The organism is Streptomyces justiciae (assembly GCF_015163075.1).
GTDB lineage: Bacteria > Actinomycetota > Actinomycetes > Streptomycetales > Streptomycetaceae > Streptomyces > Streptomyces justiciae.
The window spans coordinates 324188-348380 of the sequence record NZ_JADDXU010000008.1; the positions used below are offsets into that span (position 1 = coordinate 324188).

The 24193-nt window shown below is 70.3% G+C and carries 23 protein-coding genes and 1 riboswitch; of the genes, 18 read left to right on the forward strand and 5 right to left on the reverse strand.

The window, feature by feature from the left end; genetic code table 11:
- Window positions 1–116 precede the first annotated feature (116 nt).
- Entirely contained in the window at window positions 117–701 is a 585-nt protein-coding gene (locus tag IQ210_RS23790) for a TetR/AcrR family transcriptional regulator (protein ID WP_194081109.1), read from the reverse strand.
- 128 nt (window positions 702–829) lie between these two features.
- Here IQ210_RS23790 and IQ210_RS23795 point away from each other — a divergent pair, with 128 nt between their 5' ends.
- Window positions 830–1729: an SCO6745 family protein gene (locus IQ210_RS23795; RefSeq protein WP_194081110.1), complete on the forward strand. Its 900-nt coding sequence runs from the start codon at window positions 830–832 to the stop codon at window positions 1727–1729.
- A 24-nt stretch (window positions 1730–1753) separates the two neighbouring features.
- The gene (locus IQ210_RS23800; protein ID WP_194081111.1) at window positions 1754–2230 is read left to right on the forward strand and encodes a hypothetical protein; all 477 of its coding nucleotides are present in this window, start codon (window positions 1754–1756) and stop codon (window positions 2228–2230) included.
- 113 nt (window positions 2231–2343) lie between these two features.
- On the opposite strand, the gene IQ210_RS23805 is transcribed toward IQ210_RS23800, so the two are convergent.
- A complete protein-coding gene (locus IQ210_RS23805) occupies window positions 2344–2529 on the reverse strand; it encodes an antitoxin (protein WP_194081112.1) in 186 nt (61 codons plus the stop codon).
- Between the two features lie 202 nt (window positions 2530–2731).
- Between IQ210_RS23805 and IQ210_RS23810 the strand changes: the two genes are divergently transcribed.
- Window positions 2732–3463 (forward strand): HNH endonuclease family protein, encoded by a 732-nt coding sequence (locus IQ210_RS23810; RefSeq protein WP_194081229.1) that lies wholly within the window; start codon window positions 2732–2734, stop codon window positions 3461–3463.
- 61 nt (window positions 3464–3524) lie between these two features.
- Window positions 3525–4268 carry an N-acetyltransferase gene (locus IQ210_RS23815; RefSeq protein WP_194081113.1) on the forward strand — a complete coding sequence of 248 codons (744 nt, stop codon included), beginning with the start codon at window positions 3525–3527 and terminating at the stop codon, window positions 4266–4268.
- 12 nt (window positions 4269–4280) lie between these two features.
- Here IQ210_RS23815 and IQ210_RS23820 read toward each other — a convergent pair whose 3' ends face one another.
- The gene (locus tag IQ210_RS23820; RefSeq protein ID WP_194081114.1) at window positions 4281–5090 is read right to left on the reverse strand and encodes a LolA-like protein; all 810 of its coding nucleotides are present in this window, start codon (window positions 5088–5090) and stop codon (window positions 4281–4283) included.
- Between the two features lie 101 nt (window positions 5091–5191).
- Window positions 5192–5881 carry a hypothetical protein gene (locus tag IQ210_RS23825; protein ID WP_194081115.1) on the reverse strand — a complete coding sequence of 230 codons (690 nt, stop codon included), beginning with the start codon at window positions 5879–5881 and terminating at the stop codon, window positions 5192–5194.
- A 234-nt stretch (window positions 5882–6115) separates the two neighbouring features.
- Between IQ210_RS23825 and IQ210_RS23830 the strand changes: the two genes are divergently transcribed.
- From IQ210_RS23830 to IQ210_RS23855, 6 genes are all read left to right on the forward strand, one after another.
- Window positions 6116–8311: an N-6 DNA methylase gene (locus tag IQ210_RS23830; RefSeq protein WP_194081116.1), complete on the forward strand. Its 2196-nt coding sequence runs from the start codon at window positions 6116–6118 to the stop codon at window positions 8309–8311.
- A 214-nt stretch (window positions 8312–8525) separates the two neighbouring features.
- Window positions 8526–9200 (forward strand): hypothetical protein, encoded by a 675-nt coding sequence (locus tag IQ210_RS23835; protein ID WP_194081117.1) that lies wholly within the window; start codon window positions 8526–8528, stop codon window positions 9198–9200.
- A gap of 38 nt (window positions 9201–9238) precedes the next feature.
- Complete coding sequence (locus IQ210_RS23840; protein WP_228048278.1) at window positions 9239–10732, forward strand: serine/threonine-protein kinase; 1494 nt, start codon at window positions 9239–9241, stop codon at window positions 10730–10732.
- Complete coding sequence (locus tag IQ210_RS23845) at window positions 10725–11105, forward strand: hypothetical protein (RefSeq protein ID WP_194081119.1); 381 nt, start codon at window positions 10725–10727, stop codon at window positions 11103–11105. Before IQ210_RS23840 ends, IQ210_RS23845 begins: the two co-directional genes overlap by 8 nt.
- A gap of 152 nt (window positions 11106–11257) precedes the next feature.
- On the forward strand, window positions 11258–11905 hold the full coding sequence (locus tag IQ210_RS23850; RefSeq protein WP_194081120.1) for a SurA N-terminal domain-containing protein: 648 nt from the start codon (window positions 11258–11260) through the stop codon (window positions 11903–11905).
- Window positions 11906–11999: 94 nt separating this feature from the next.
- Window positions 12000–12986 (forward strand): nucleoside triphosphate pyrophosphohydrolase, encoded by a 987-nt coding sequence (locus IQ210_RS23855; protein ID WP_194081121.1) that lies wholly within the window; start codon window positions 12000–12002, stop codon window positions 12984–12986.
- A 6-nt stretch (window positions 12987–12992) separates the two neighbouring features.
- Here IQ210_RS23855 and IQ210_RS23860 read toward each other — a convergent pair whose 3' ends face one another.
- The gene (locus IQ210_RS23860; protein ID WP_194081122.1) at window positions 12993–14231 is read right to left on the reverse strand and encodes a cytochrome P450 family protein; all 1239 of its coding nucleotides are present in this window, start codon (window positions 14229–14231) and stop codon (window positions 12993–12995) included.
- A 210-nt stretch (window positions 14232–14441) separates the two neighbouring features.
- On the opposite strand from IQ210_RS23860, the gene IQ210_RS48500 reads away from it, so the two are divergent.
- From IQ210_RS48500 to IQ210_RS23900, 8 genes are all read left to right on the forward strand, one after another.
- Window positions 14442–16397, forward strand: a complete 1956-nt coding sequence (locus IQ210_RS48500; RefSeq protein ID WP_194081123.1) for a recombinase family protein — start codon at window positions 14442–14444, stop codon at window positions 16395–16397.
- A 125-nt stretch (window positions 16398–16522) separates the two neighbouring features.
- A complete protein-coding gene (locus IQ210_RS23870) occupies window positions 16523–17479 on the forward strand; it encodes a LysM peptidoglycan-binding domain-containing protein (RefSeq protein ID WP_194081124.1) in 957 nt (318 codons plus the stop codon).
- Between the two features lie 194 nt (window positions 17480–17673).
- Window positions 17674–17851: riboswitch (cyclic di-AMP (ydaO/yuaA leader) on the forward strand.
- Window positions 17852–17854: 3 nt separating this feature from the next.
- Window positions 17855–18547 (forward strand): LysM peptidoglycan-binding domain-containing protein, encoded by a 693-nt coding sequence (locus IQ210_RS23875; protein WP_194081125.1) that lies wholly within the window; start codon window positions 17855–17857, stop codon window positions 18545–18547.
- A gap of 315 nt (window positions 18548–18862) precedes the next feature.
- The gene (eno, locus tag IQ210_RS23880; RefSeq protein ID WP_059196146.1) at window positions 18863–20149 is read left to right on the forward strand and encodes a phosphopyruvate hydratase; all 1287 of its coding nucleotides are present in this window, start codon (window positions 18863–18865) and stop codon (window positions 20147–20149) included.
- Between the two features lie 98 nt (window positions 20150–20247).
- Entirely contained in the window at window positions 20248–20724 is a 477-nt protein-coding gene (locus IQ210_RS23885) for an FtsB family cell division protein (protein WP_194081126.1), read from the forward strand.
- A gap of 37 nt (window positions 20725–20761) precedes the next feature.
- Window positions 20762–21292, forward strand: coding sequence for a DUF501 domain-containing protein (locus IQ210_RS23890; RefSeq protein ID WP_194081127.1), 531 nt, complete (start codon window positions 20762–20764; stop codon window positions 21290–21292).
- Window positions 21289–22230 (forward strand): Ppx/GppA phosphatase family protein, encoded by a 942-nt coding sequence (locus IQ210_RS23895; RefSeq protein ID WP_194081128.1) that lies wholly within the window; start codon window positions 21289–21291, stop codon window positions 22228–22230. The genes IQ210_RS23890 and IQ210_RS23895 overlap by 4 nt, the downstream gene beginning before the upstream one ends.
- Before the next feature lie 455 nt (window positions 22231–22685).
- Window positions 22686–24077 (forward strand): NAD(P)/FAD-dependent oxidoreductase, encoded by a 1392-nt coding sequence (locus IQ210_RS23900; protein ID WP_126272522.1) that lies wholly within the window; start codon window positions 22686–22688, stop codon window positions 24075–24077.
- Window positions 24078–24193: the final 116 nt, after the last annotated feature.

Consider the following 24193-nt stretch of genomic DNA (forward strand, 5'->3'; position numbering starts at 1 on the left):
GGTGGTGTGACGCTGGGGCGCTTGGTATGTCTGCGCCGGTTTGGTGGGCGTGGTTCTGGTTTGCCGGTGCCGGTGCCGGTGCCGTGCCGTGCCGGGTCTGGTCCCGTGATGCCTGGTCAGCGGAACAGCGTTGCCGCGAGCGTCCGGAACACCTCCTCGGGGTCCTTGTCGCCCACCGGGCCGTCCAGGTTGTGGCCGAGCAGGAGCGTCGCGAAACCGTGGGCGAGGGACCAGGCGGCGACGCCCGCCAGGCGGGGATCGATGTCGCCGGGGTCCACGGCGGACACGGACTCGCGCAGGGCGTCGCCGGCGAGGGCGCGGGCCGTGGTCAGTTCGAGGTCGTCGGCGCGCAGCAGCCCGGGCGCGAACATCACCTGGAAGTGGGCGGGATGCTCGCGTGCGAAGCGCACGTAGCGCACGCCCGCCTCCTTCAGGTCCGAGGCCTCCCGGAGCGTGGTCGCCAGTAGCCCGAAGCCCTCGGCGGCGATCGATGTCAGCAGACCGGTGCGGTCCTTGAAGTGGTGCGCGGGGGCCGCGTGCGAGACCCCGGCCCGGCGGGCGAGGTCGCGCAGGCTCAGCGCGGCGGGCCCGTCGGCGGCGATGACGTCGAGCGCGGCGGTGAGGATCGCGCGGCGCAGGTCGCCGTGGTGATAGGGGCGGCGCGAGGCCGGCTCGGTGCTGTCGATGTCCGCAGGTGCCATGAACAGCAGCGTACGCGCAATCTAGGCATTGACAAGTTCGGGCGGGCGAGGCAATCTTGTCAGTGTCAAGTTGTGCGGTGGGTGGCCGAGCGGCTCCCACCGGCTTCGATACGACGGGGAGGCGTGGCATGTCACAGCACGAGGGTGGGACCGGTGTCGTCGGCGGCGTGGAGCCGGCCCGGGTGCGTCAGCTCTGGCACCTGCTGGAGCCCCTGCATGCGGTTCTGTACTACGCGCCGGAGGTCTTCGAGGAAGCGGCGGCGCTCGGCTACGACACGAAGGAGCGCTGGCCGAGCTACTTCCCCTTCCGTGCGGCGCCGTTGGGGGCGGTGGACGCCGGGCGCGTGACGTCCGCCTTCTACAGCTTCAGCCCGCGCATGGTCGCCGAGCATGTCGACGCCGCGTGGAGCATCGCGTCTCCAGAGGCGGTGCTGGCGGCGCGACTGCGGGGGATCGACCGGGCGTACCGCGCGATATTCGGCGACCGCGTCGACAGCCCCGAGCTGGCGGAGGCCGCCGCCCTCGCCCGGCGCGCGGCCGAGGCGGCGAACACCGCGGGCCGCCCGCTGGCCGCGGCCAACGCCGCGCTGGAGTGGCCCGACGCCCCGCACCTCCAGCTGTGGCAGGCGGCGACGATCCTGCGCGAGCACCGCGGCGACGGCCATCTCGCCGCCCTGCTCGTCGCCGGCCTCGACCCGACCGAGTCGCTCGTCTCCTTCGCGGCGATAGGCGCCGCGTCCGTCGAGCGCTTCGAGAGCCGCGGCTGGAGCGAGGCGGAATGGACGGCCGCCCGCGAACGCCTGGCCGCGCGCGGCCTGGTCGACGCCGACGGTACGGCCACGGAAGCGGGCCGCGCCCTGCGCCGCCGCGTCGAGGAGCACACCGACCAACTCGCCGTCGCCCCTTGGCAGTCCCTCGCGCCGACCGAGATCGACCGGCTCGTCGAACTGCTCGGTGACTATTGGGTGGCGGTGCTGTCCTCGGGTCTGCTGCCATCGGAGACGACGCTGGGGATCGGGAAGGTGTGAGGTCCCGCGAGATGAGGGGGTGCGGTGAGCGATCTGTCGTGGGACACCGTCAAAGAGCTCTTCGACCCGGAGGAGATGGGCTCGTTGCCCGACCTGCGGGTGCCGGACACCTCGGCTCGGGACTGGCAGTTGCTGCTGGACCTCGTCGTGGAACGCGGCTGGAGCCATGAGTACATGGAGGGCGACACCGAGCTCCCGCTGCCCCGGGCGGCAGCCGTGCTGGCCCGGCCGCGCGACGCGGAGTGCCCCCAGCTGCGGGTCTGGCCGGCCGACGGAATCCTGGCGATCTTCCGCTTCCTCGGCGACGAGGAGATCGACTTCGACGTCGACCTGCGGGAGTTGCAGGGGCAGGAACGCCTCGACCTGTTCTGCGGGTTTCTGCGGACGCTCGGCAGACGGCTCGGCAAGCCGGTCTTCATGGACCCGGAGGGCGCTTACGGCCATCCGATCCTGGGGTACGACGCCGGGACCGACCGTGTGGTGCTGCTGATGGAGCCGTAGCCGACACGCCGGCCCGGCGCTCCCGGGGTGCGGGACGGGAGAAGCCGCCCGCGGGAGAGCTGGTCTCCGCGGACGGCCTCCACGGTCTCGTGTTCCTCCGTGGGCCTCCGGCCTTACGGCTGCTCGGGCCTGTCTCGGTCCATGCCCATCGTGCCTTCGATCTTCTGCTGCGCGTCGTCGACTTGGCTCTCGTACTTGTTGCCCGTCTTCTCGTTGGCCTTTCTCTCCGCCATGTCGGACATGTCCTTGGCCTTGTCCTGCATCTGGCGGTTGCTCTTGAACCTGTCGAAGATGCCCATCCAGAGCTCCTTCCGGAGGTGACTCGATTCGACGATACGCCCGAGATGCGAGGAATGCTCCTTGAGGCCCCATATGGTCTGGACCTCTCGCCCGCTACGGTGAGTACAGGCAGCAGCTGCCTGTGCGGGGTGGAGACGAACAGGACAAGGGGAGGGACGCACCGTGACGCGTCTGAGGGGTGGGGCGGCGGGCGCCGCCGCGATGCTCGGCATGGTCGTACTGCTCACCGGATGCGAGGGCGTCGACCTGCCCGCGGACAGTGAGCCCTCAGGCTCCGCCCCGGCCGTGGGTTCAGGCCGTGCCGTGAGCCCGCTGGACAACCCGGACGGCACGAAACCGGGCCTCGCGCCCATCACCTCCGACGCCGACCGGACGGAGGCCCGGGACCTCATCGCGAAGGTGGCGACCAAGGGCCGCGGCCCCAAGACGGGGTACGACCGCGACGAGTTCGGCTACGCCTGGATGGACTCCGCCCCCGGCGGCATTCCCTTCTCGCACAACGGCTGCGACACCCGCAACGACCTCCTCAAGCGCGACGGGGACGACGTCCGCTTCCGCTCCGGCTCGGACTGTGTCGTCGTCTCCATGACCCTGGCCGACCCCTACACCGGCAAGGAGATCGACTGGGTCAAGGCCCGTGCCACGACGGTGCAGATAGACCACGTCATGCCGTTGTCGTACGACTGGCAGATGGGCGCGGCGCGCTGGGACAAGGGAAAGCGGGAGGACATCGCCAACGACCCGCTCAACCTCATCCCGGTCGACGGCCCGTCCAACAGCTCCAAGGGCGACTCCGGGCCCGCGTCCTGGCTGCCGCCGAACAAGACGATCCGCTGCTCGTACGTCGTACGGTTCGCGCAGGTCTCGCTGAAGTACGAACTGCCCGTGACGAAGGCCGACAAGGAGATGATGCTGCGCCAGTGCGGCGGCTGACCCCGCCGAGCGTCCTGAAAACTGGTTCTCGCCCCGACCGCCGCCTGCCTACGGTGGCCGCATGGAGCTGAAGGTGTCGAGTCTCGCCGAGCGTCCTGACGACCTCGAGCGGGCGGTCGGGATGGCCGACAGCTGGCCGGAGTTCGTCACCCGGGACCTGGTGGGGGACTACCACTACGGCCGGATCGCCAGGGAGTTCCCGGCGTATGTGCTGTTCGCCGAGGACGAGCGGGGCGAGGTCGTCGCCACCGGGTTCAGCGTGCCCTTCGCCCTCGCCGCCGAGGGGCGGGGCGAACTGCCCGCCCGGGGCTGGGACGAAGTCCTCCTGTGGGCCTTCGCCGACCTGCGCCGCGGGACACGGCCCGACACGGTCAGCGCGATCGCCATCAACGTCCGGCCCGACCTCCAGGGCAAGGGCCTGTCCGGCCGCATGCTCTCGGCGATGCGCGACAACGCCCGCGCCCACGGCTTCGGCGAGGTCGTCGCCCCGGTCCGCCCCAGCGCCAAGCACCTCGAACCGCACACCCCCATCGAGGAGTACGCCCGTCGCGTACGCCCCGACGGGCTCCCGCACGACCCGTGGCTGCGCGTGCACGCCAGAGCCGGCGCCACCATCGAGGCGGTGGCGCCGGCGTCCATGACGGTGGTCGGCTCACTGGAGCAGTGGCGCCGCTGGACCGGGCTGCCCTTCGACACCCCGGGCGACATCGAGGTGCCCGGGGCGCTGGTGCCGGTGCGCTGTGAGCCGGAGCGGGGATACGCGGTGTACGTGGAACCCAACGTGTGGATGCGGCACCCGCTCTAGAGGGCCGGGGGCTCAGCCGCCCAGTGCGTCCAGGTCCAGGATCTCGCCGCTGGGCTTCTGTGCCGGGACCTTCTTGTCGTAGTCGCTGAAGGTGAGCGTGCCCGGGTCCTTCGCGGAGACGCTGTCCACGCGCAGCAGGTACGGCTTGCCCTCGGTGGCGACGTAGAGCGTGTAACGCTCCTTGCCGTCCCGCTCGTTCAGCACGATCGCCGGCGTGCCGTCGACCGTGGTCGTCTTGCCGCGCGAGGCGTCCGTCTCGGCGTCGTCGGCGTCGCCGAGCACCGTGTCGAGGTCGCAGAAGCTCGCGATGTCCTTGGCGTCCTCGCCCTTCGCGGACATCTTGGTCCACTTCCCGGCGAGCAGCGCCACGGCCGCGTCCACGTCCGACTTCTTCTCGCCCTTGCTCTGCTCGCGCAGGAACTTCTCGTCGTACTTCATGTAGACGGTGTCGCCGACCTTGATCAGGTCGGCCTTGCCCTGGCCGCCCATGCTCATCGTGCCGACGCACTCGCCCTGCTTGTTCAGGGCCATGTCGATCGTGATGGTGCTGCCCGACTCCTCGTCGGGGACGTCCCCCTTCATCCGCAGCGACGAGGCACCGGTCGTGGCCTCGACGGCCTTGTCGGCGATCTCGGCGCCGGTGAGTCCGGCGAAGGGTTCCTTCGCCTCGCTCCCGCTCTTGCTCGGCGAGGTCGAACTCGCCGCGCTGGAGCCGGCCTTGTCCGGCTTGCTGTCGGCCTTGTCCTGCCCGGACTGGCAGCCGGTGAGACCGATCGTGGCCGCGGCGGCGAGGCAGAGGGTGGCAAGTGCGGTGTGACGCATGGGAATTCCCCGATGGTGAGGCGGTGGGATGAGCGGGTACGGCGAGACGTGCCGCGGTTCGTCAGCGGAGCCGGGTGGGTCTCGCCGTACGGGGGCCGGTGTCAGCCGGTCTTCTTCCAGTCCGTGCAGCCGGACGTCTTGAAGTAGGTGTCCTTGGCGCTGATGGTGACGACGGCGCTGCCGGAGACGTTGTCGTTCGCGATGATCGAGTCGAGGCCGTGCTCGGCGTCCTTGGCGCGCTCCCAGTAGCACATGTCGTCCTCGTTGCCGGTGGACTTGTACGTTCCGGGCGCGATGTCCGCGCCGACTCTGAACATGCCACCGTCGCCGGCCATCTTGGAAGCGGGCGAACCCTTCGCCTTGGTGTCGACGGCCTCCCAGTCGTTGCAGTCGCTCGACTTGAAGATCTTGTCGCCGGCCTTGATGGTGACGTAACTGGTGCCGGTGACATTGTCGTTGGCGAGCAGCGAGTCCATCTCGCCCGAGGCGTCCTTGGCGCGCTCCCAGTAGCACATGCCGTCGTCGTTGCCGGAGGTGCGGTAGGTGCCGGGCTTGACGTCCGAGCCGACCTGGAACTGACCGTCCCCCTCGAAGGCGACCTTCTTCTCCTCGGCGGCCTCGGCGGAGTCCTTCTCCTCGCCGCCCCCCGGCTTCGCCTGAGCGGACGACGAAGAGCCCTTGCCGCTGCTCTCGGAACCCCCGTCGGAGTCGTCACCGGAGTTCGCCGACACGGCGCCGATGACGACGATCCCCACGACGGCCCCCAGCGCGATCTTGCCCTTCATGCCCATGACTGTGTCCCCTCCCGACACGGTGACAGCCGCTGATCGGCTGTCGCTCGTTCGCTGGGTCAATAAGAACAGAGGCTGTGAACCGAGTCAACACGGTTCACGCAATGTCTCGCGTACACGGCCGTGAATGGGTAGATCTTGCGTACGCCGCTATGCTCGGCGTCACACGCGAAGCGGACGTGTACGGGGATGTGCACAGGGACATGCGTGCAGGGACGACGAGGGAGCGGGCCGGTGCAGGACAACGCCACAGAGGTGACCGCCGCCGGGATCGCCCGGCTCGCCGGGGTCGGCCGCGCCGCCGTCAGCAACTGGCGCCGCCGCCACGCCGACTTCCCCAAGCCGGTCGGCGGCACCGAGACCAGCCCGTCCTTCGCCCTCGCCGAGGTCGAGTCCTGGCTGCGCAAGCAGGGGAAACTCGCCGAGGTCCCCTTGCGCGAACGCGTCTGGCAGCAGCTCGTCGGCCACCCCGAGGGCCCGGTCGCCGCGCTCACCCACGCCGGGTGCGTGCTGCTGCTCATCCACGACCGGCCCACCGTCTGGCTGGACGTGAGCGCCGGTTCCGACGAGCGCCTCGCGGCGATGCTCCCCGGTGCGCTGGAGGAGGTGCTGACGCCGCGCTTCGGCCCGGTGACGGCTGTGAACTCACGGCGCGCTGTGAACTCGCCGCGCCCCGGCAACACACCCCGCGCTGTGAACACCGCTCACGCGAACGCCGACCCTGTGAACACCCCGGCGAACACCACCGGCACCCACGCCGACCGTGTGAACACCTCCGCCACCGACGCCGCTGTGAACACCCACCCGGCCGTTCACCTCCCCACCGGCCCCGACCTCCTGCCCTCCGCCCCCCTCCTGCGCGGCGCCGCCGAACTCGCCGCCGAGCTGGGCGCCCGGCAGACCTTCGAGTTCCTGCTCGGCCGGCACCTCGACGCCAACCCGCGCCAGTACACGCTCACCCCCGCCGACCTCGCCGGCCTCATGGCCGACCTGGCCGGCCCCGCCCGCACCGTCCTCGACCCCGCCTGCGGCACCGGCGCCCTCCTGCGCGCCGTCACCACCCGCCCCGACCAGGAGCTCTACGCCCAGGACAGCGCCCCCGAACTCGCCGCCCTCACCGCGCTCCGGCTCGCCCTGCACACCCGCGCCGCCGTCCGCGGCGCCACCGGCGACACCCTGCGCGCCGACGCCCACCCCCAGCTGCACGCCGACGCCGTCCTGTGCCACCCGCCCTTCAACGAGCGCAACTGGGGCCACGACGAACTCGCCTACGACCCCCGCTGGGAGTACGGCTTCCCGGCCCGCACCGAGTCCGAGCTGGCCTGGGTCCAGCACGCGCTCGCCCGCCTCAAGGACGGCGGCACCGCCGTCCTCCTCATGCCGCCCGCCGCCGCCTCCCGCCGCTCCGGCCGCCGTATCCGCGCCGACCTGCTGCGCCGCGGCGCGCTGCGGGCCGTCGTCGCCCTGCCGGTCGGCGCGGCACCGCCCTACAACATCCCGCTCCATCTGTGGGTGCTGCGCCGGCCCGAGAAGGCGCCGGCGCAGCCCGAGGTGCTGCTCGCCGACACCGGGCAGTTCGCCGCCGACGGACGCGGCGGGCCCGACTGGCGGGACGTCAGCGAGGCCGTGCTCGACGCCTGGCGCGCCTTCGACCGCGCGGGCACCCTCGGCGAACGGCCCGGCCTCGCCCGCTCCCTGCCGGTCATCGACCTCCTCGACGACGACGTGGACCTCGCCCCGGCCCGCCACCTCCCGCCGCCGACCGCGGCCGACGGCGCCGAGCAGCTCACGGCCGTGCGCGAGCGCCTCGGCGAGACCCTGCGCCTGACCACCGACCTCACCCCGGCGCCCGCCGACGCCACGCACCCCACCCGCTGGCCGCTCACCACCATCGGTGAACTCGCGCGCGGGGGCGCCCTGGTGATGCGCACCGGCGGAAACGGCGGCCACGCGCGCGTGCCCGTCCTCACCGACCACGACGTCCTCGCCGGAACAGCACCCTCCGGCACGCTCCCCGAGAGCGACGAGGAAGCCGTACTGGTCGAGCCCGGCGACGTCGTCGTGCCGGTGCTCGGCGGCGGCTCGATGGCGCGCGTGATCGACGACGCGACGGGGGGCGCCGCCCTGGGGCGCAACCTCGTGCTCCTGCGCCCCGAGCGCACGGCGCTCGACCCGTGGTTCCTCGCCGGCTTCCTGCGCGGCACCGCCAACAACCGCCAGGCCAGCAGCTACGCCTCCACCGCCACCCGCCTCGACGTGCGCCGCCTCCAACTGCCCCGGCTCCCGCTCGACGAACAACGGCGCTACGGCGCGCGCTTCCGCGCACTCGACGAGTTCGAGCGGGCGCTCAGGCGCGCGGGCCGGCTCGGAGAGCAGCTCGTGCGCGGGATGTACGACGGCCTCACGGACGGCACGGTCGCCCCCGACTGACCCCCACGCGCGTACGCCCGCCGCGGAAGCCGCCACTCCGCCGACCTGCGCGGGCGCGAGAAGTGATCAGTGCGACAACGGTTCGGTACAACCCGGGACCGCTTGTCCGTGTCGGCCTATACGCTCGCCTGTACGCGCGAAGCGACAATCGCAGGAACGGGGTTGCCGGGCGACGGCCGCCCTCGTACGCCCACCCGAGGCACCAGGAGCTGTCATGCATGGCCACGGCTACCCGCAGCCGGTGAAGCAGCCGCCCCACCCGGCATGGCTGGTCGTCCTGCGTGTGCTGTTCGTGGTGCTCGGGATCTTCACCATCGGCCTGTTCTCCTGGGCGATGCTGCTGCGCCTGGCGCTCGTGACCCGCAGGGCGCTCGACTGGGGCCTGTTCGTCGCCTCGCTCGTCGCGGTCACCCTCGGGCTCGTGCTGATCGGCGTCGAACCGGGCGACGAGATCCACACCGCCGGCGGCTGGACCGGCATGGCCCTGCTGTTCGGCACGCTGGTGGCGGCGATCGCGTACTACCTCTCCGCGGACGTACGCCACTTCCACCAGCTCCGCTACGGCGGGTACGCCCCGCAGCCCGCCCCGGCACCGGCGCCCGCCCCGGCGTACGGCTATCCGCAGCCGCACCCCCAGCCGCCGCTCCCGCAGTCGCCGTACACCGCCACGACCGTGCCCCAGGCACCGTCCCCGATCCCGCAGCCACAGCCGCAGCCGCACCCGCAGACCCCCATGCCGCAACCCCCCGCGCCCCACACGCCCCCACCTGCGCCCCAGCGCCCCGCGCCCGCCCGCATCGACCAGGTGCGCGCCGAGCTCGACGAGCTCAGTGACTACCTGCGCCGGCAGGACGGGCAGCCCGGCGGCAACCACGAGGGCGGCAGGTGACCGTGGCGACAGGACGTGTCGTCGCAGGCCGCTACGAACTGTCCACGCTCATCGGGCAGGGCGGCATGGGACAGGTCTGGACGGCGTACGACCAACGGCTCGACCGGCGCGTGGCGGTGAAACTGCTGCGCCCCGACAAGGTCGCCGGGCAGGAGGCGGACGAGCTGCGCCGCCGGTTCGTGCGCGAGTGCCGGGTCACCGCGCAGGTCGACCACCCCGGGCTCGTCACCGTGCACGACGCGGGCAGCGAGGGCGAGGAGCTGTTCCTCGTCATGCAGTACGTCGACGGCGCGGACCTCTCCGACCACCTCGCCGAGCACGACCCGTACCCCTGGCAGTGGGCCGTCGCGGTCGCCGCGCAACTGTGCGCCGTGCTGAGCGCCGTGCACGCCGTGCCGATCGTCCACCGCGACCTCAAGCCGCGCAACGTGATGGTGAAGCAGGACGGCACCGTCACCGTCCTCGACCTCGGCGTCGCGTCCGTCATGGACGCCGACACCACCCGCCTCACCCACACCGGCACCCCCATCGGCTCGCCCGCCTACATGGCGCCCGAGCAGGCCATGGGCGGCGCCGTCGGCCCGTACACCGACCTCTACGCACTCGGCGTACTGCTCCACGAACTCCTCAGCGGCGACGTCCCGTTCGCCGGCTCCACGGCGCTCGGCGTCCTGCACCGCCACCTCTACGAGCCCCCGCTCCCCGTGCGCCGCCTGCGCCCCGAAGTCCCCGAGGCGCTCGAGACGCTCGTCCTGCGCCTGCTCGCCAAGGACCCGCAGCACCGCCCCGCCAGCGCGCAGGAGGTCTACGAGCACCTGGCGGTGCTCCTGCCCGCGCGCGGGATGCCCACAGGGGCGCCCCTCGACCCCACGCGCCCCTTCCTGCGCCCGCACGCCCCCTGGCCGGACCGCGCCCGCACCCCCGCACCCCAGCCGGCGCCCGCCATGCCGCTCACGCCCCCCGCCGAGAAACCCGACGTCGCGCGCGCCGTCGACGAGGTCAAGCGCCTCCTCGGCGAGGGCCGCATCACCCAGGCCGTCGACATCCTCGGCGCGATCCTGCCCGCGGCGGCCGAACAGCACGGCGAGCACTCCCCGGTCGTCCGCACCCTGCGCAAGCAGTACGCCGCCACGCTCATGGACGACGGCCAGTACCGGCGCGCGCTGCCCGAACTGCGCCGCCTCGCCGACGAACGCGCCGCCGAGGCCGGCCACGCCGACCCCCAGTCCCTCCGCTTCCGCCACGACGCCGCCCAGTGCCTCGAACAACTCGGCGAACCGGCGGCCGCGCTGGCCGAGTACCGCGCGCTGCTCCCGTACTACGAGAACCAGTACGTGGCGGGCGACCCCGACATGGCCCACGACATCCGCCGCCGCATCGGCCACCTCCTCCTCGCCCTCGGCGACCGCCCCGCCGCCCACGACACCCTGGCCCGCCTCGCCCACGACGTGGAACACCTCCACGGCCCCGGCCACCCCCTCGTCACGGAGATACGCCGGACGCTGGAGTGGCTGGGACAGGTACGTGGCTGACCGCGAAGGGGCGGCGCAGGCCTCCCGGAACGGGCTCGACCGGATCATGGCCCCGCTGGTCGCCAACATGCCCAAGGCCGGGGACTTCGGCTTCGAGTCGATCCGACGTCTCGGCAACCCCGTGCCGATGCTGGTGCAGAACGACGGCGACGCGCCGCTGCGGCTCTGGCTGGAGCCGTTCGGCCAGGACTACTGGCTGAACCCCGGCGAGTCCGTCCACGTCACCTCGTACGGAGAGTGGACCGACCATCCGTTCGAGACGGTCCACGAGCCGGACTGCCTCACCGTCTGGGCCACCTCCTTCTTCGCCACGGTCTCCGACCGCGACGGCAACGAATTCCCGCCGGGCCCCCGGGACGACTCCCACGGCTGAGGCGCGGCTTCCGGCCGGACCGGGCGCGCGCCGGTGCCCGAAGTCCCGGTGAATCGTTGGTCGAATGGGTTGGCCAGAGCTTGCCCACTGCCTACCATCGATCACCGCAAGACTTTGTGCACCGTCGCACAAGCTCTCCTCGGGAGGTCTCCTTGCACCGCCGTCGTCGTCGCACCGCGCTCCTGCTCTCCGCCGCGATCGCCGCGGCACCCCTGCTCACCGCCTGCGGCAGCGACGCGCACCCCGGCGCCGCGGCCGTCGTCGGCGGCCAGCGGATCACCGTCGCGCAACTGGAGACCAGGGTGAGCGAGGTCCGCGACGCCCAGCGCGCCGCGGTCGCGGACGACGCGCAGTACGCGCAGGCCATCGCCAAGACCGGCACCCTCACCCGCGACACCCTGCACGGCATGGTCCTCGACCGCGTCCTGCACCGGGCCGCCGAGGACGCGGGCATCACCGTCACCCGCAAGGAGATCCAGACCATGCGGGCCGGCCTCGAACAGCAGGCCGGCGGCGCCAAGGGCCTGGAGACGGCCTGGCTCCAGCAGTACGGCATCGCCCCCGAGCGCCTCGACGACAACCTCCGCCTCCAGCTGGAGGCCCAGAAACTCGCCACCGCCCTCGGCACCGACACCAGCCAGCCCGCCTTCTGGGCAGCCCTGTCCAAGGCCTCCAAGGAACTCGACGTCGACCTCAACCCCCGCTACGGCACCTGGGACGTCGAGAAGAGCAGCCGCGTCGACGCCAAGACCCCGTGGGTACGCGAGGTCACGGCATCGGGGACCCGGCAGACCGCCTGACACGGGCCGCGCAGCGCGGCGGAACGGTACGGCAGCGCCGATCACCCTGTGGATAACTCGCGGGGCGGTCGGCGCCGTGCGTTAGCTTCGAACCGTGAACACCACCAGCCCCGAAGCCACACCGGACACCCCCGCCGCTCCCGGCCGCATCGTCCTGCTGACCACCAGCCACCGCGTCGCCCCCGGCCTGCTGTCCTGGCCCGCCTGGCAGGCCCTGCACGCCGCCGACCGCGTGCTGTGCGCCGACGGCGCCCACCCGCAGCTGCCCTACCTGCGCGAGGCCGGGATACGGGTGGACGAGGCGTCGCCGACGGCGGAGGACTTGGTCGCCGCCTGCGCGGGCGGTCACACCGTGGTCGTCGTGGCGACCGGCGAGGGCGAACCGGCCCTCACCGACGGCCTCGCCCGCCTCGCCGGCTCGGGCCGCGTGTCCATGCCCGACCTGGAACTCCTCCCCGCCTCCTACGACCTCCCCGGCGCCCGCCTCCTCGACCTCGTCCAGGTCATGGACCGCATCCGCGCCGAGTGCCCCTGGTCCTCGCAGCAGACCCACAAGGGCCTGGCCAAGTACGGCATCGAGGAGGCGTACGAACTCGTCGAGGCCATCGAGGAGGGCGACCGTGACGAACTCCGCGAGGAACTCGGCGACGTCCTGCTCCAGGTCGTCTTCCACGCCCGCATCGCCGAGGAGGACCCCGACGCCCCCTTCTCCATCGACGACGTGGCAGGCGGCATCGTCACGAAACTGATCCACCGCCACCCCCACGTCTTCGGCGACGAGACGGCGACGACCCCGGAGGAGGTCAAGGCCCACTGGCTGCGCACCAAGGCCATAGAGAAGCAGCGCGAATCGGTGACGGACGGCATCCCCCTCGGCCAGCCCGGCCTCGCCCTCGCCTCGAAACTGGCGTCGAGAGTACGGACGGCGGGGCTGGAGGTGCCGCTGCCGACGGGCGAGGGCATCGGGTACGAACTGCTGGCACTGGCTGTACAGGCGGAGGCCGCGGGAGTGGACCCGGAGGCGGCGTTGCGCAGCGCCGCGCGGGCTTATCGGGACGCCATCAGAGAGACGGAAGGCTGAGGCCCGTCAGGCGGCGGTGAACCGCACCGGAAGGTCTCGGAGCCCTCGCATGATCAGGCCACCCCGCCAGCGCAGATCCACGGGGTCGGCGGCCAGTTCGAGGTCCGGCAGACGGCGGAGCAAGGTCGCGAGGGCAGTACGGCCCTCGAGGCGGGCCAGGGGCGCACCGAGGCAGTAGTGAATACCGTGGCCGTACCCGAGGTGCTGATTGTCACCGCGAGACAGGTCGAGAACGTCCGGATCGGCGAACCGTTCCGGATCGCGGTCCGCGGCGGCGAGCACGACCAGTACCGGGTCGCCGACAGCGATGGACTGCCCGCCGATGGTCAAGGGCTCGGTGGCGTAGCGCCAGGTGGCCAGTTCCACCGGGCCGTCGTAACGGAGCAGTTCCTCTACAGCGGTGTCGAGGAGCCTGGTCTCGCTGCGATCGAGGGACTGCTGGAGCCGGGCGCGCTGAGCGGGATGGCGCAGGAGCGCGTACGCGCCGTTGCCGATCAGGTTGATAGTGGTCTCGAACCCGGCGAACAAAAGCACGAAACACATGGCGGCGGCTTCGTTCTCCGTCAGGTGCTCACCATGGTCGGAGGCGCGGATGAGGTCCGAGATCAGGTCGTCGCCGAGATCGCTCCGCTTGCGGTGGATGAGGTCGGCGAGATAGCTGCGGATCTTCTTGACCGAGCGGGCGACACCTCCGCGCGGGCCCCCTCCGTGGCGGATCATCATGCCCGCCCAGTCCCGGAAGTCGTCCTGGTCCTCGCGCGGGACGCCGAGCAGATCGCAGATGGCGTAGATGGGGAGGGGGAAGGCGAAGTCGTGGATGAGGTCGGCCTGTCCGTGGGATGCGAACCGGTCGATGAGATCGTCCGTCAACTCCTGAACCCGGGGCTCGAATTCGGCCACGCGGCGCGGGGTGAACGCCTTGGAGACGAGGCGGCGCAGCCGGGTGTGGTCCGGAGGGTCGATGTTGAGCAGATGTGTCATGAGGTTGGCACTGCGCTCACCTGGGATCCCGGTCCGGCTCTTGCCCTGGGCGTCCTGGGCGTGATGGTCGGGATTCTTCGACAGGCGCTGGTCCGCGAGCGCTTGGCGCGCATCGGCGTAACGGGTCACCAGCCAGGCCTCGACGCCACTGGGGAGTTTTGTCCAGTGAACGGGGGCGTGCTCGCGCAGCCAGGCGTAGGCCGGGTAGGGGTCGGAAGCGAACTCCCAGGTGAAGAGTTCGGGGCCGGTGTTCGAGACGTTCACAAGCTGACCGTATCCGCAGCCGGGTGGCACGGGACCCGGTGATCGGCACGGGTGACGCGAACATGCGTATGTTTCGTTGGATAGGCGACTAGCCGGAGTTCAGGTTTTTGCAGGTGCTACGTCAGGACAAACGCTAACTTTCCGGCAAATGCAAGAGGCCCCGGAGCTGGCTAGAGCTCCGGGGCCTTTGCCAGCCGTGAAGGGGCTGACGTGTTCAACGCTATCGCTATGCCCATGTCCGGGGGCGAGAACGGATCGGAGCCGGGGCGTTTCGTTCGAGCGGCTCTGATGCTGCGGGTTTCGACCCATGAGCAGGCGCGGGGCTACGGGCTGGATGCCCAGGAGCGTGCAGGCCGGGCCTACGTCGCCAACAGGCCTGGATGGAGCCTCGCTCCCGAGCTGATCTTCAGGGATGAAGGCGTGTCGGGGGCGACGGTCCGTCGCCCTGGCATGCTGCGGCTCGAGGAAGCCGCTCGCCAAGGCCTCATCGATGTCGTCGTGGTCGACACGCTTGATCGCATCGGCCGGACCGGTCGGGCATTCTGGGCCTGGATCTGGGCCATGGAAGACCTCGGCGTCAGCTTCGTCTCCGTCACCCCGGACATCGACACCACCACGGAGCTCGGTCGGCAGCAGCTGCCGTTCCATGCCCGCAGCGCGGAGGCAGAGTGGAACCTCATCCGCGAGCGGACGCAGGGCGGCCGCCAGAGCAAGGCCCTTGAAGGCGGCTGGGCCGGCGGTTCGCCACCCTGGGGGTACACCATCGAGCAGGCGGGCAAGCGCGGTTCCACGTTGATCGTGAACGACCGTGAGGCGGACGTCGTCCGCGCAGCGGTGACTCTGATCGTGGAAGGGAAGAAGAACGTCTCTCAGGCGGCTCTGGAGCTCAACAAGCTCGGGAAGTTCACTCGGAGCGGTCGGCCCTGGACGGCTTCCAACCTTCATCGCCGGCTAAGGAGTTCTGCTCTTCTCAAGGGAGAGGTCGTCTTCCGCAACCCTGCCGGCAGCGGGAAGAAGGGCACGAGACTCGACGAAGAGGGCGTACCTCTGCATGGAGACACAGTGACCATTTCGATCCCCCGCATCATCTCCGAAGAGAGAGCGGGAGCCCTCGTCGCGGCAATGCGGACGACGGAGCATGCCTCCCATGCGGCGCCTGTGGACTACCCGTTGTCCGGCCGGATCCTCGGTGACTGCGGGTACCGGTACGTCGGGGCCTACCGCAAGTCCGACGACACCCGCTACTACCGATGCGGTGGCGGCAACAACGGCAAGGGAAGGACGACGCACTGTTCTGACCCCTATCTGACCGCTGACGCGGTTGAAGCAGTCGTGTGGAGCGAGGTCGTGGCGCTCCTGGAGGACATGGACAGGCGCGGTGCGCTCCCGGCGCCGAGCCGCAGGGTCCTGCCAGGAGACATCGACAAGCAGCGTGAACGTGTGGCCCGGTTCGAGACGACGCTCCACCGGAAGGAAGAAGCCGCAGCACGGGCAGTGACCGAACTGGCCGCTGTTCCCGGTCTCGACCAGGCGGTGAAGGACGCCGTCGTGCGCCAACTCACAGAAGAAGTGCGGACCGTGAGCTATCTCCTGGCCCAGGCGAGGGCGGTTCTCGCGGAACAGGAAGAAGCACGACCGGATCTCGACCCGATGGTGAGCAAGGAGCTACGGGCACTGACGCTCTCCGAGATCGGAGAAGTGGTCGGCCTTCTGGACGTCATGGTGAAGCCCCTCGGGCAGGTGAGAAGGCGATCCGGAGTCAAGTGCAAGGTGACGGAATGGCATGAGAGGACCGGCACACCCGTCCCCGCCGAAGTGCCGGCACACTCCTGGGGCGCCGTCGAGGAGTTGATGGCGGCCAGTTTGCGTCGTCGTCAGTTCGCGCGGGGTGCGGTGGACGTCCGGACGCAGGTGAACGGGATTCTGTATCGGCTCCGCACCGGATGCCTGTGGGATGAACTCCCCGCCCGCTACGGCCCGTGGGCTCTCGCCAAAGACCGGCAGAACACCTGGTTCAAGAAGGGGTTCTGGCCCGTCCTCGTGAACCACCTGAACTCCACAGGCGTCAGCTCGCCGGTGCGGCGCGAGCGACTCGTCCCACCCCTCCACGTCACTACGGGAGTTGGACCGGAACCAGCCGAACGTGACTCCCCCTCATCTCTGTGATCTTCACGTGATCTGCGCGGCATTAACTTGTGACAAGTGATCGTCTGCCGATACGTTCACCAACCAGCGTGGCGCCCAGCCTCACCCGCCGCGCCGGTCACCGCTGTCTCGCGAAAGGTCCCCGCATGCTCACCGGGAACGGTCGTCACCGTCGCCCCCGCCAGGCTCCGGCACTGCTCGTCGCGGCCGGAGTGACCGGCTCCGCCATCGCGATCCCGCTGCTCGCCGCCACCGGCGCGAGCGCGGCCGACGGCGGCACCTGGGACAAGGTCGCCAAGTGCGAGACCGACGGCTCCTGGAGCCAGAACAACGGTGACGGTTCCTACGGCGGGCTCAGCCTCTCGCAGGACAACTGGGAGAAGTACGGCGGCCTCGACTACGCCCCGAGCGCCGACCTGGCCAGCCGCAACCAGCAGATATCCGTCGCCGAGAAGGTCCTCGCCGACCAGGGCGTCGGCGTCTGGGGCGCCTGCGGGCTGCTCAACGGGCTCAGCCAGGACTCGAGCTCGGCCGACGTCGACACGGGCGTCGGGACCGGTTCGTCCTCGGCGTCCGAATCCGGCTCGGAGTCCGATACGTCCGGATCGGGTTCGGAATCATCCGGGTTGCCCAACTCTGCGGAGTCCGGCTCGTCGGACGACACCTCCGATGGCGGCTCCAGCGACGCCTCTCCCTCGCCCTCCGCCTCCGCCGATGCGGACAACTCCGCCAAGTCGGACACGTCCGACTCCGGCCCGGCCGCCTCACAGTCACCCGACAGCTCGCCCACAGTTCCGGCGAATGAGGTCGAATCGGACAACTCCTGGCAGGAGGGCGGCTCTTCGAGCCTCGTCGACATCGGCGCCCTCGGTGCCGACAGGGGCGGCGACGCCAAGGCCGAGACCGGCACCGGCCGGCACCGTGGCGCGAGCGCCGACGAGAAGGCGTACACCGTCCGCGAGGGCGACACGCTCGCCTCCATCGCCGACTCCCTTGGCCTCGACGGCGGATGGCGCCACCTGTACGCCGTGAACGAGAAGGTCATCGGCTCCGACCCGAGCGCCATCATGCCCGGTCAGACCCTCGTAGTCGGGGCCGAATAGGGCGAAAACCGGCGGGAGTTCACGTCATGCTTCGCGCTGAATGTCCGGTTTGGCGAAAGTGTGGGATGAGTCTCAGAAGCCCTGATCGTCTTTGAAATTCCCCGGATTCCGTGTCTACGGTCAACACCGCTCGTCACCACGAGCCCCGGCTGCCGCAACGCCGAATCCTGCCAGCGGCCGTACGGGAACAGTCGTCGCGTCAAGCGCCGTAGGCAGGAGCGGGGGACCCAAGGTAAGTGCCGGGCCCAGCAGTTCACGCTGGACCGGCTTGGGGTGAAGTCGCGCGGCGCGCCGAAAGGCGCCCAGCGCGGCCGGGCAACTCAACCGGCCCGAACCCGACAGCTCACCTCGCAGGCGTCGGTGAGGGGATCCACCATGCTGTTTTCCGGCAAGGGCAAGCACCGTCGTCCGTCCAAGGCCACCCGCGCCGCCGCGCTCGCCGGCGTCACCGGTGTCGCCATCGCCGCCCCGCTGATGGCGGCCGGCAACGCCTCCGCCGCCACCGCCTCCGAGTGGGACGCCGTCGCCCAGTGCGAGTCGGGCGGCAACTGGTCCATCAACACCGGCAACGGCTACTACGGCGGTCTGCAGTTCTCGGCCTCGACCTGGGCCGCGTACGGCGGCACGGCGTACGCCTCCACCGCCGACCAGGCCACGAAGTCGCAGCAGATCGAGATCGCCGAGAAGGTCCTCGCCTCCCAGGGCAAGGGCGCCTGGCCGACCTGCGGTGTGGGCCTGTCCGGCGCCACCTACACCGGCGGCGGCAGCTCGTCCTCCTCCGGCTCCAGCTCTTCGAGCAGCGACAGCAGCACCAGCACCCGCTCCTCCGAGCAGTCGACCTCCCGCTCCTCGGAGCGCACGACCGCGAAGAAGACCGTCACCACCCCGACCGGCAAGAAGGTCAAGAAGGGCGACGGCGAGTACAAGGTCGTCAAGGGTGACACCCTCAGCACCATCGCCGCCGAGCACGACGTCAAGGGCGGCTGGGAGAAGCTGTACAAGCTGAACAAGGACATCGTCGAGGACGCCGACCTCATCTACCCGGGTCAGCAGCTCCACCTGAAGTGACAAGGGGCTCGTAGCTGAACCACAGTGCCCTCACATCCGTGGTCCTCATACTGAAGGCCTCGTGAGGGTCACCCCCCGTCCCCACGGGCTCCCCGCTCCGGTGCGTGTTCCCCCGTACGCACCGGGGCGGGGCTTTTTGCGCGTACCCGATTTCCGCCGGGTTTCGGAAACCGTCTTTGTTCCGTTCGGAAACAATTTACGATCGGTTCTGTCCACGGGGCGGTCCACGCGGTGGCCGATCGCCCGGAGCCGGTTAGGCTCGTCTCGCAGAGTCGCTGCGGCAGTGCCGTAGCCGCGTCACATCCCAAGAAGGAGATGCTCGTGCCGTCCATCGACGTCGTCGTAGCCCGGGAAATCCTGGACTCCCGAGGCAACCCCACGGTCGAGGTCGAGGTCGGCCTCGACGACGGCAGCACGGGTCGTGCCGCCGTCCCCTCCGGCGCCTCCACGGGCGCCTTCGAGGCCATCGAGCTCCGCGACGGTGACCCGAACCGCTACCTGGGCAAGGGCGTCGAGAAGGCCGTCCTCGCCGTCATCGAGCAGATCGGCCCGGAGCTGGTCGGCTACGACGCCACCGAGCAGCGGCTGATCGACCAGGCGATGTTCGACCTGGACGCCACCGACAACAAGGGCTCCCTCGGCGCCAACGCCATCCTCGGCGTCTCCCTCGCCGTCGCCCACGCGGCCTCCGAGGCCAGCGACCTCCCGCTCTTCCGTTACCTGGGCGGCCCGAACGCGCACCTGCTGCCCGTTCCGATGATGAACATCCTGAACGGCGGCTCGCACGCCGACTCCAACGTGGACATCCAGGAGTTCATGATCGCCCCGATCGGCGCGGAGTCCTTCTCCGAGGCGCTGCGCTGGGGCACCGAGGTCTACCACACCCTCAAGAAGGTCCTGAAGAGCAAGGGCCTGTCGACCGGCCTCGGCGACGAGGGCGGCTTCGCCCCGAACCTCGAGTCCAACCGCGCCGCCCTGGACCTCATCCTCGAGGCGATCAAGGAAGCCGGTTACATCCCCGGCGAGCAGGTCGCCCTCGCCCTCGACGTCGCCGCCTCCGAGTTCTACAAGGACGGCAAGTACCAGTTCGAGGGCAAGGAGCGCTCCGCCGCCGAGATGACGGAGTACTACGAGGAGCTCGTCGCGGCCTACCCGCTCGTCTCCATCGAGGACCCGCTGTTCGAGGACGACTGGGCCGGCTGGAAGGTCATCACCGACAAGCTCGGTGACAAGGTCCAGCTCGTCGGCGACGACCTGTTCGTCACCAACCCCGAGCGCCTGGCCCGTGGCATCGAGGAGGGCACCGCCAACGCCCTGCTCGTGAAGGTGAACCAGATCGGCTCGCTCACCGAGACCCTGGACGCCGTCGAGCTCGCCCAGCGCAGCGGCTTCAAGTGCATGATGTCCCACCGCTCCGGCGAGACCGAGGACGTCACCATCGCCGACCTCGCCGTCGCCACCAACTGCGGCCAGATCAAGACCGGCGCCCCGGCCCGCTCCGAGCGCGTCGCCAAGTACAACCAGCTGCTGCGCATCGAGGAGATCCTCGACGACGCGGCCGTCTACGCCGGTCGCTCGGCCTTCCCGCGCTTCAAGGGCTGACACCCTTAAAGCACTCAAGGACAGCGTCGTACGTACGTCCCCGTACTCGGTCCCGTACCGTGTGCGGGGACGTACGCGCGTGTGAACGGGAGTGAGAGATGGCCGTCAAGGACCGGGACCGTTTCTCCACCGCGACCCGGATCCGGCTGCTCGGCGAGCAGACCGCGGCCCGGGTCTACCGCTCCCAGACCAAGCGGCAGGCCCGCCGCTCGCGGCTCACCGGTCGCGCGGCGCTGCTCGCGCTGGTGCTGTGCTCGCTGGTCGTCGCGCTCGCCTATCCGATAAGGCAGTACGTCTCCCAGCGCGCCGAGATCGCCGATCTGCAGCGGCAGCAGGAGCAGGCCAGGCAGCGCGTCGAGCAGCTGCGCGACCTCAAGGCGCGGTGGCAGGACGACGCGTACGCCGAGCAGCAGATCCGGCAGCGGCTGCACTATGTGATGCCGGGGGAGACGGGGTTCGTCGTCGTCGACCCGGGCGCGGCCCAGCAGTCGCGCGCCGAGCTGGGGGCGGCGGACCGTCCCTGGTACTCGAACGTCTGGGACGGGGTCGACAAGTCCGACGCCTCCGACCAGTGAACCTGAACCGCAGTACCTGACCCAGAGAAAGACAGGCATGCAGACGCCCCCGCCCACCACTCCGCGCACCGAGCCGACCGACGCCGACGTCGAGGCCTTCAAGCAGCAGCTCGGGCGTCCGCCGCGCGGGCTGCGCGCCATCGCGCACCGGTGCCCGTGCGGGCAGCCGGACGTGGTGGAGACGGCCCCCCGTCTTCCCGACGGCACGCCCTTCCCGACGCTGTACTACCTGACGTGCCCGAGGGCGAACTCCGCGATCGGGACGCTGGAGGCGAACGGCGTGATGAAGGAGATGACCGAGCGCCTGCGGACCGACCCCGAGCTGGCCGCCGCGTACCGGGCCGCGCACGAGGACTACATCCGGCGGCGTGACGAGATCGAGGAGCTCAAGGGCTTCCCGAGCGCGGGTGGCATGCCGGACCGGGTGAAGTGCCTGCATGTGCTGGTGGGCCACTCGCTGGCCGCCGGGCCGGGTGTGAACCCGCTGGGCGACGAGGCGATCGCGATGCTGCCGGAGTGGTGGCGCAAGGGTGCGTGCGTGACCCTGCCGAAGGAGGACGAGCAGTGACCCGAGTCGCCGCCATCGACTGCGGTACCAACTCCATCCGTCTCCTCGTCGCCGACTGCGACCCGGCCACCGGTGAACTCGTCGACCTGGACCGCCGTATGACGATCGTGCGGCTCGGGCAGGGTGTCGACCGGACCGGGCGGCTGGCTCCCGAGGCGCTGGAGCGGACGTTCGCGGCGTGCCGCGAGTACGCGGCGATCATCAAGGAGCTCGGCGCGGAGCGACTGCGGTTCGTCGCCACGTCCGCCTCGCGGGACGCCGAGAACCGGGACGACTTCGTGCGCGGGGTGCTGGAGATCCTCGGCGTGGAGCCCGAGGTGATCAGCGGCGACCAGGAGGCGGAGTTCTCCTTCACCGGGGCCACGAGCGAGCTGAAGGGCCGTGACGACCTCGCCACGCCCTATCTCGTCGTGGACATCGGCGGCGGCTCGACCGAGTTCGTCGTCGGGAACGAGCACGTGCGCGCCGCGCGCTCCGTCGACGTCGGCTGTGTGCGGATGACCGAGCGGCATCTCGTCCGGGAGGGCGTCGTCTCCGACCCGCCCACCGAGGCGCAGATCGCCGCCATGCGGGCGGACATCGAGGCCGCCCTGGACCTCGCCGAGGAGACCGTGCCGCTGCGCGAGGCGCGCACGCTGGTGGGGCTCGCCGGGTCCGTCACGACCGTGTCGGCGATCGCGCAGGCGCTGCCCGAGTACGACTCGGAGCGCATCCACCACTCCCGTGTCTCCCGCGAGAAGGTCCGGGAGATCACCGAGTGGCTGCTGCACTCCACGCACGCCGAGCGGGCGACCGTGCCCTCCATGCACCCGGGGCGCGTGGACGTGATCGCCGCGGGCGCCCTCGTACTGCTGTCGATCATGGAGCGGATCGGTGCCGAGGAGGTCGTCGTGAGCGAGCACGACATCCTCGACGGCATCGCGTTCTCGGTGGCGTAGCTCTCCTTTGTTACCGATCGGTAGCCTTCTGCTGAGCAGGTCGGATAACGTATGAGCGCCTCCGGAGGGTCCGGAAACGACCTTCGGGGGCGCGCCTCCGAGAAAGTTCGTGAAGTTCTTCACAAGGAATTCCGCCCTGTGGAACCACGAAAAGGGGCCGACTGACCCTTCCGGGGCCCCAAGTGGCCATTGAACGTGTTCAGAAGTGTGATACAGGGGGTCGGCGGGAACCCGCCGGCGAGGGGTCGTGAGGGGGTGTTGCGGACCGCTCACAGGGGTCGCGGAGGCCAAGAGAGGCAGCTCACGCGGCATTGACAACGGTCCGCCGTACCCGCCGGTTCCAGGTCCGCACCATGACCTGGATCACGTGAGTCGCGGAGGATAACACACCCCCTGCCGGAGCTTGTGAAGGGGCGCACGAGCGACCCCCCTGGGGCGGGTGGATACTCGATGGCATGAGCACCACGGAGCGTCCCAGGATCCTCGTAGTAGGCGGTGGGTACGTAGGCCTGTACGCAGCTCGGCGCATCCTCAAGAAGATGCGCTACGGAGAGGCGACCGTCACGGTCGTCGACCCCCGGTCGTACATGACCTACCAGCCCTTCCTCCCCGAAACCGCCGCCGGCAGCATCTCCCCGCGCCACGTCGTCGTCCCGCTGCGACGCGTGCTGCCCAAGGCGGAGGTTCTCACCGGCCGGGTCACCACCATCGACCAGGACCGCAAGGTCGCCACGATCGCCCCGCTGGTCGGCGAGGCGTACGAGCTGCCCTTCGACTACCTGGTGATCGCGCTCGGCGCGGTCTCCCGCACCTTCCCGATCCCCGGCCTCGCCGAGCAGGGCATCGGCATGAAGGGCGTCGAGGAGGCCATCGGCCTGCGCAACCACGTCCTGGAGCAGCTGGACAAGGCCGACTCCACCACCGACGAGGAGATCCGCCGCAAGGCGCTCACCTTCGTCTTCGTCGGCGGCGGGTTCGCCGGCGCGGAGACCATCGGTGAGGTCGAGGACATGGCCCGCGACGCGGCCAAGTACTACAAGACGGTCTCCCGCGAGGACATGCGGTTCATCCTCGTCGACGCCGCCGACAAGATCCTTCCCGAGGTCGGCCCGAAGCTGGGCACCTACGGCAAGGAGCACCTGGAGAGCCGCGGCGTGGAGATCTACCTCTCCACCTCGATGGACTCCTGCGTCGACGGCCACGTCGTGCTGAAGAACGGGCTCGAGGTCGACTCCAACACGATCGTCTGGACCGCCGGCGTCAAGCCCAACCCGGTCCTCTCCCGCTACGGCCTCCCGCTCGGCCCGCGCGGTCACGTCGACACCCAGCCCACCCTCCAGGTGCAGGGCACCGACTACATCTGGGCCGCCGGCGACAACGCCCAGGTCCCGGACGTCGCCGCCCGCAAGGCCGGGGTGGAGAACGCCTGGTGCCCGCCGAACGCCCAGCACGCGCTGCGTCAGGCCAAGGTCCTCGGCGACAACGTGGTCTCCGGCATGCGGGGCTTCCCGCAGAAGGAGTACGCGCACTCCAACAAGGGCGCGGTGGCCGGTCTCGGCCTCCACAAGGGCGTGGCGATGATCGTCATGGGCAAGATGAAGATCAAGCTCAAGGGCCGTCTCGCCTGGTACATGCACCGTGGCTACCACGGTCTGGCGATGCCGACGTGGAACCGCAAGATCCGCGTCTTCGCCGACTGGACGCTCGCGATGTTCCTCAAGCGCGAGGTCGTCGCCCTCGGCGCCCTGGAGACTCCGCGCGAGGAGTTCTACGAGGCCGCCAAGCCCGCGCCGGCGCCCGCCGCCGCGCAGCCGGAGAAGACGCAGGAGAAGGCCAAGGCCTCCTGACCGACTCCGGTCACTGATCGAACCGAAGGGCCTCCCGCCATCCGTGGTGCGGGAGGCCCTTCGGCGTGTCCCGGGATTGCGTCACCCCTTGTCACTGTTTACGTAGGTGGACAATT

Excerpts from the sequence above, each read along its gene's own strand:
- IQ210_RS23790 (WP_194081109.1), bottom strand. The coding sequence starts at position 701 with ATGGCACCTGCGGACATCGACAGCACCGAGCCGGCCTCGCGCCGCCCC.
- IQ210_RS23795 (WP_194081110.1), top strand. The coding sequence starts at position 830 with ATGTCACAGCACGAGGGTGGGACCGGTGTCGTCGGCGGCGTGGAGCCG.
- IQ210_RS23805 (WP_194081112.1), bottom strand. The coding sequence starts at position 2,529 with ATGGGCATCTTCGACAGGTTCAAGAGCAACCGCCAGATGCAGGACAAG.
- IQ210_RS23810 (WP_194081229.1), top strand. The coding sequence starts at position 2,732 with ATGCTCGGCATGGTCGTACTGCTCACCGGATGCGAGGGCGTCGACCTG.
- IQ210_RS23815 (WP_194081113.1), top strand. The coding sequence starts at position 3,525 with ATGGAGCTGAAGGTGTCGAGTCTCGCCGAGCGTCCTGACGACCTCGAG.
- IQ210_RS23820 (WP_194081114.1), bottom strand. The coding sequence starts at position 5,090 with ATGCGTCACACCGCACTTGCCACCCTCTGCCTCGCCGCCGCGGCCACG.
- IQ210_RS23825 (WP_194081115.1), bottom strand. The coding sequence starts at position 5,881 with ATGGGCATGAAGGGCAAGATCGCGCTGGGGGCCGTCGTGGGGATCGTC.
- IQ210_RS23835 (WP_194081117.1), top strand. The coding sequence starts at position 8,526 with ATGCATGGCCACGGCTACCCGCAGCCGGTGAAGCAGCCGCCCCACCCG.
- IQ210_RS23870 (WP_194081124.1), top strand. The coding sequence starts at position 16,523 with ATGCTCACCGGGAACGGTCGTCACCGTCGCCCCCGCCAGGCTCCGGCA.
- IQ210_RS23875 (WP_194081125.1), top strand. The coding sequence starts at position 17,855 with ATGCTGTTTTCCGGCAAGGGCAAGCACCGTCGTCCGTCCAAGGCCACC.
- eno (WP_059196146.1), top strand. The coding sequence starts at position 18,863 with ATGCTCGTGCCGTCCATCGACGTCGTCGTAGCCCGGGAAATCCTGGAC.
- IQ210_RS23885 (WP_194081126.1), top strand. The coding sequence starts at position 20,248 with ATGGCCGTCAAGGACCGGGACCGTTTCTCCACCGCGACCCGGATCCGG.
- IQ210_RS23890 (WP_194081127.1), top strand. The coding sequence starts at position 20,762 with ATGCAGACGCCCCCGCCCACCACTCCGCGCACCGAGCCGACCGACGCC.
- IQ210_RS23900 (WP_126272522.1), top strand. The coding sequence starts at position 22,686 with ATGAGCACCACGGAGCGTCCCAGGATCCTCGTAGTAGGCGGTGGGTAC.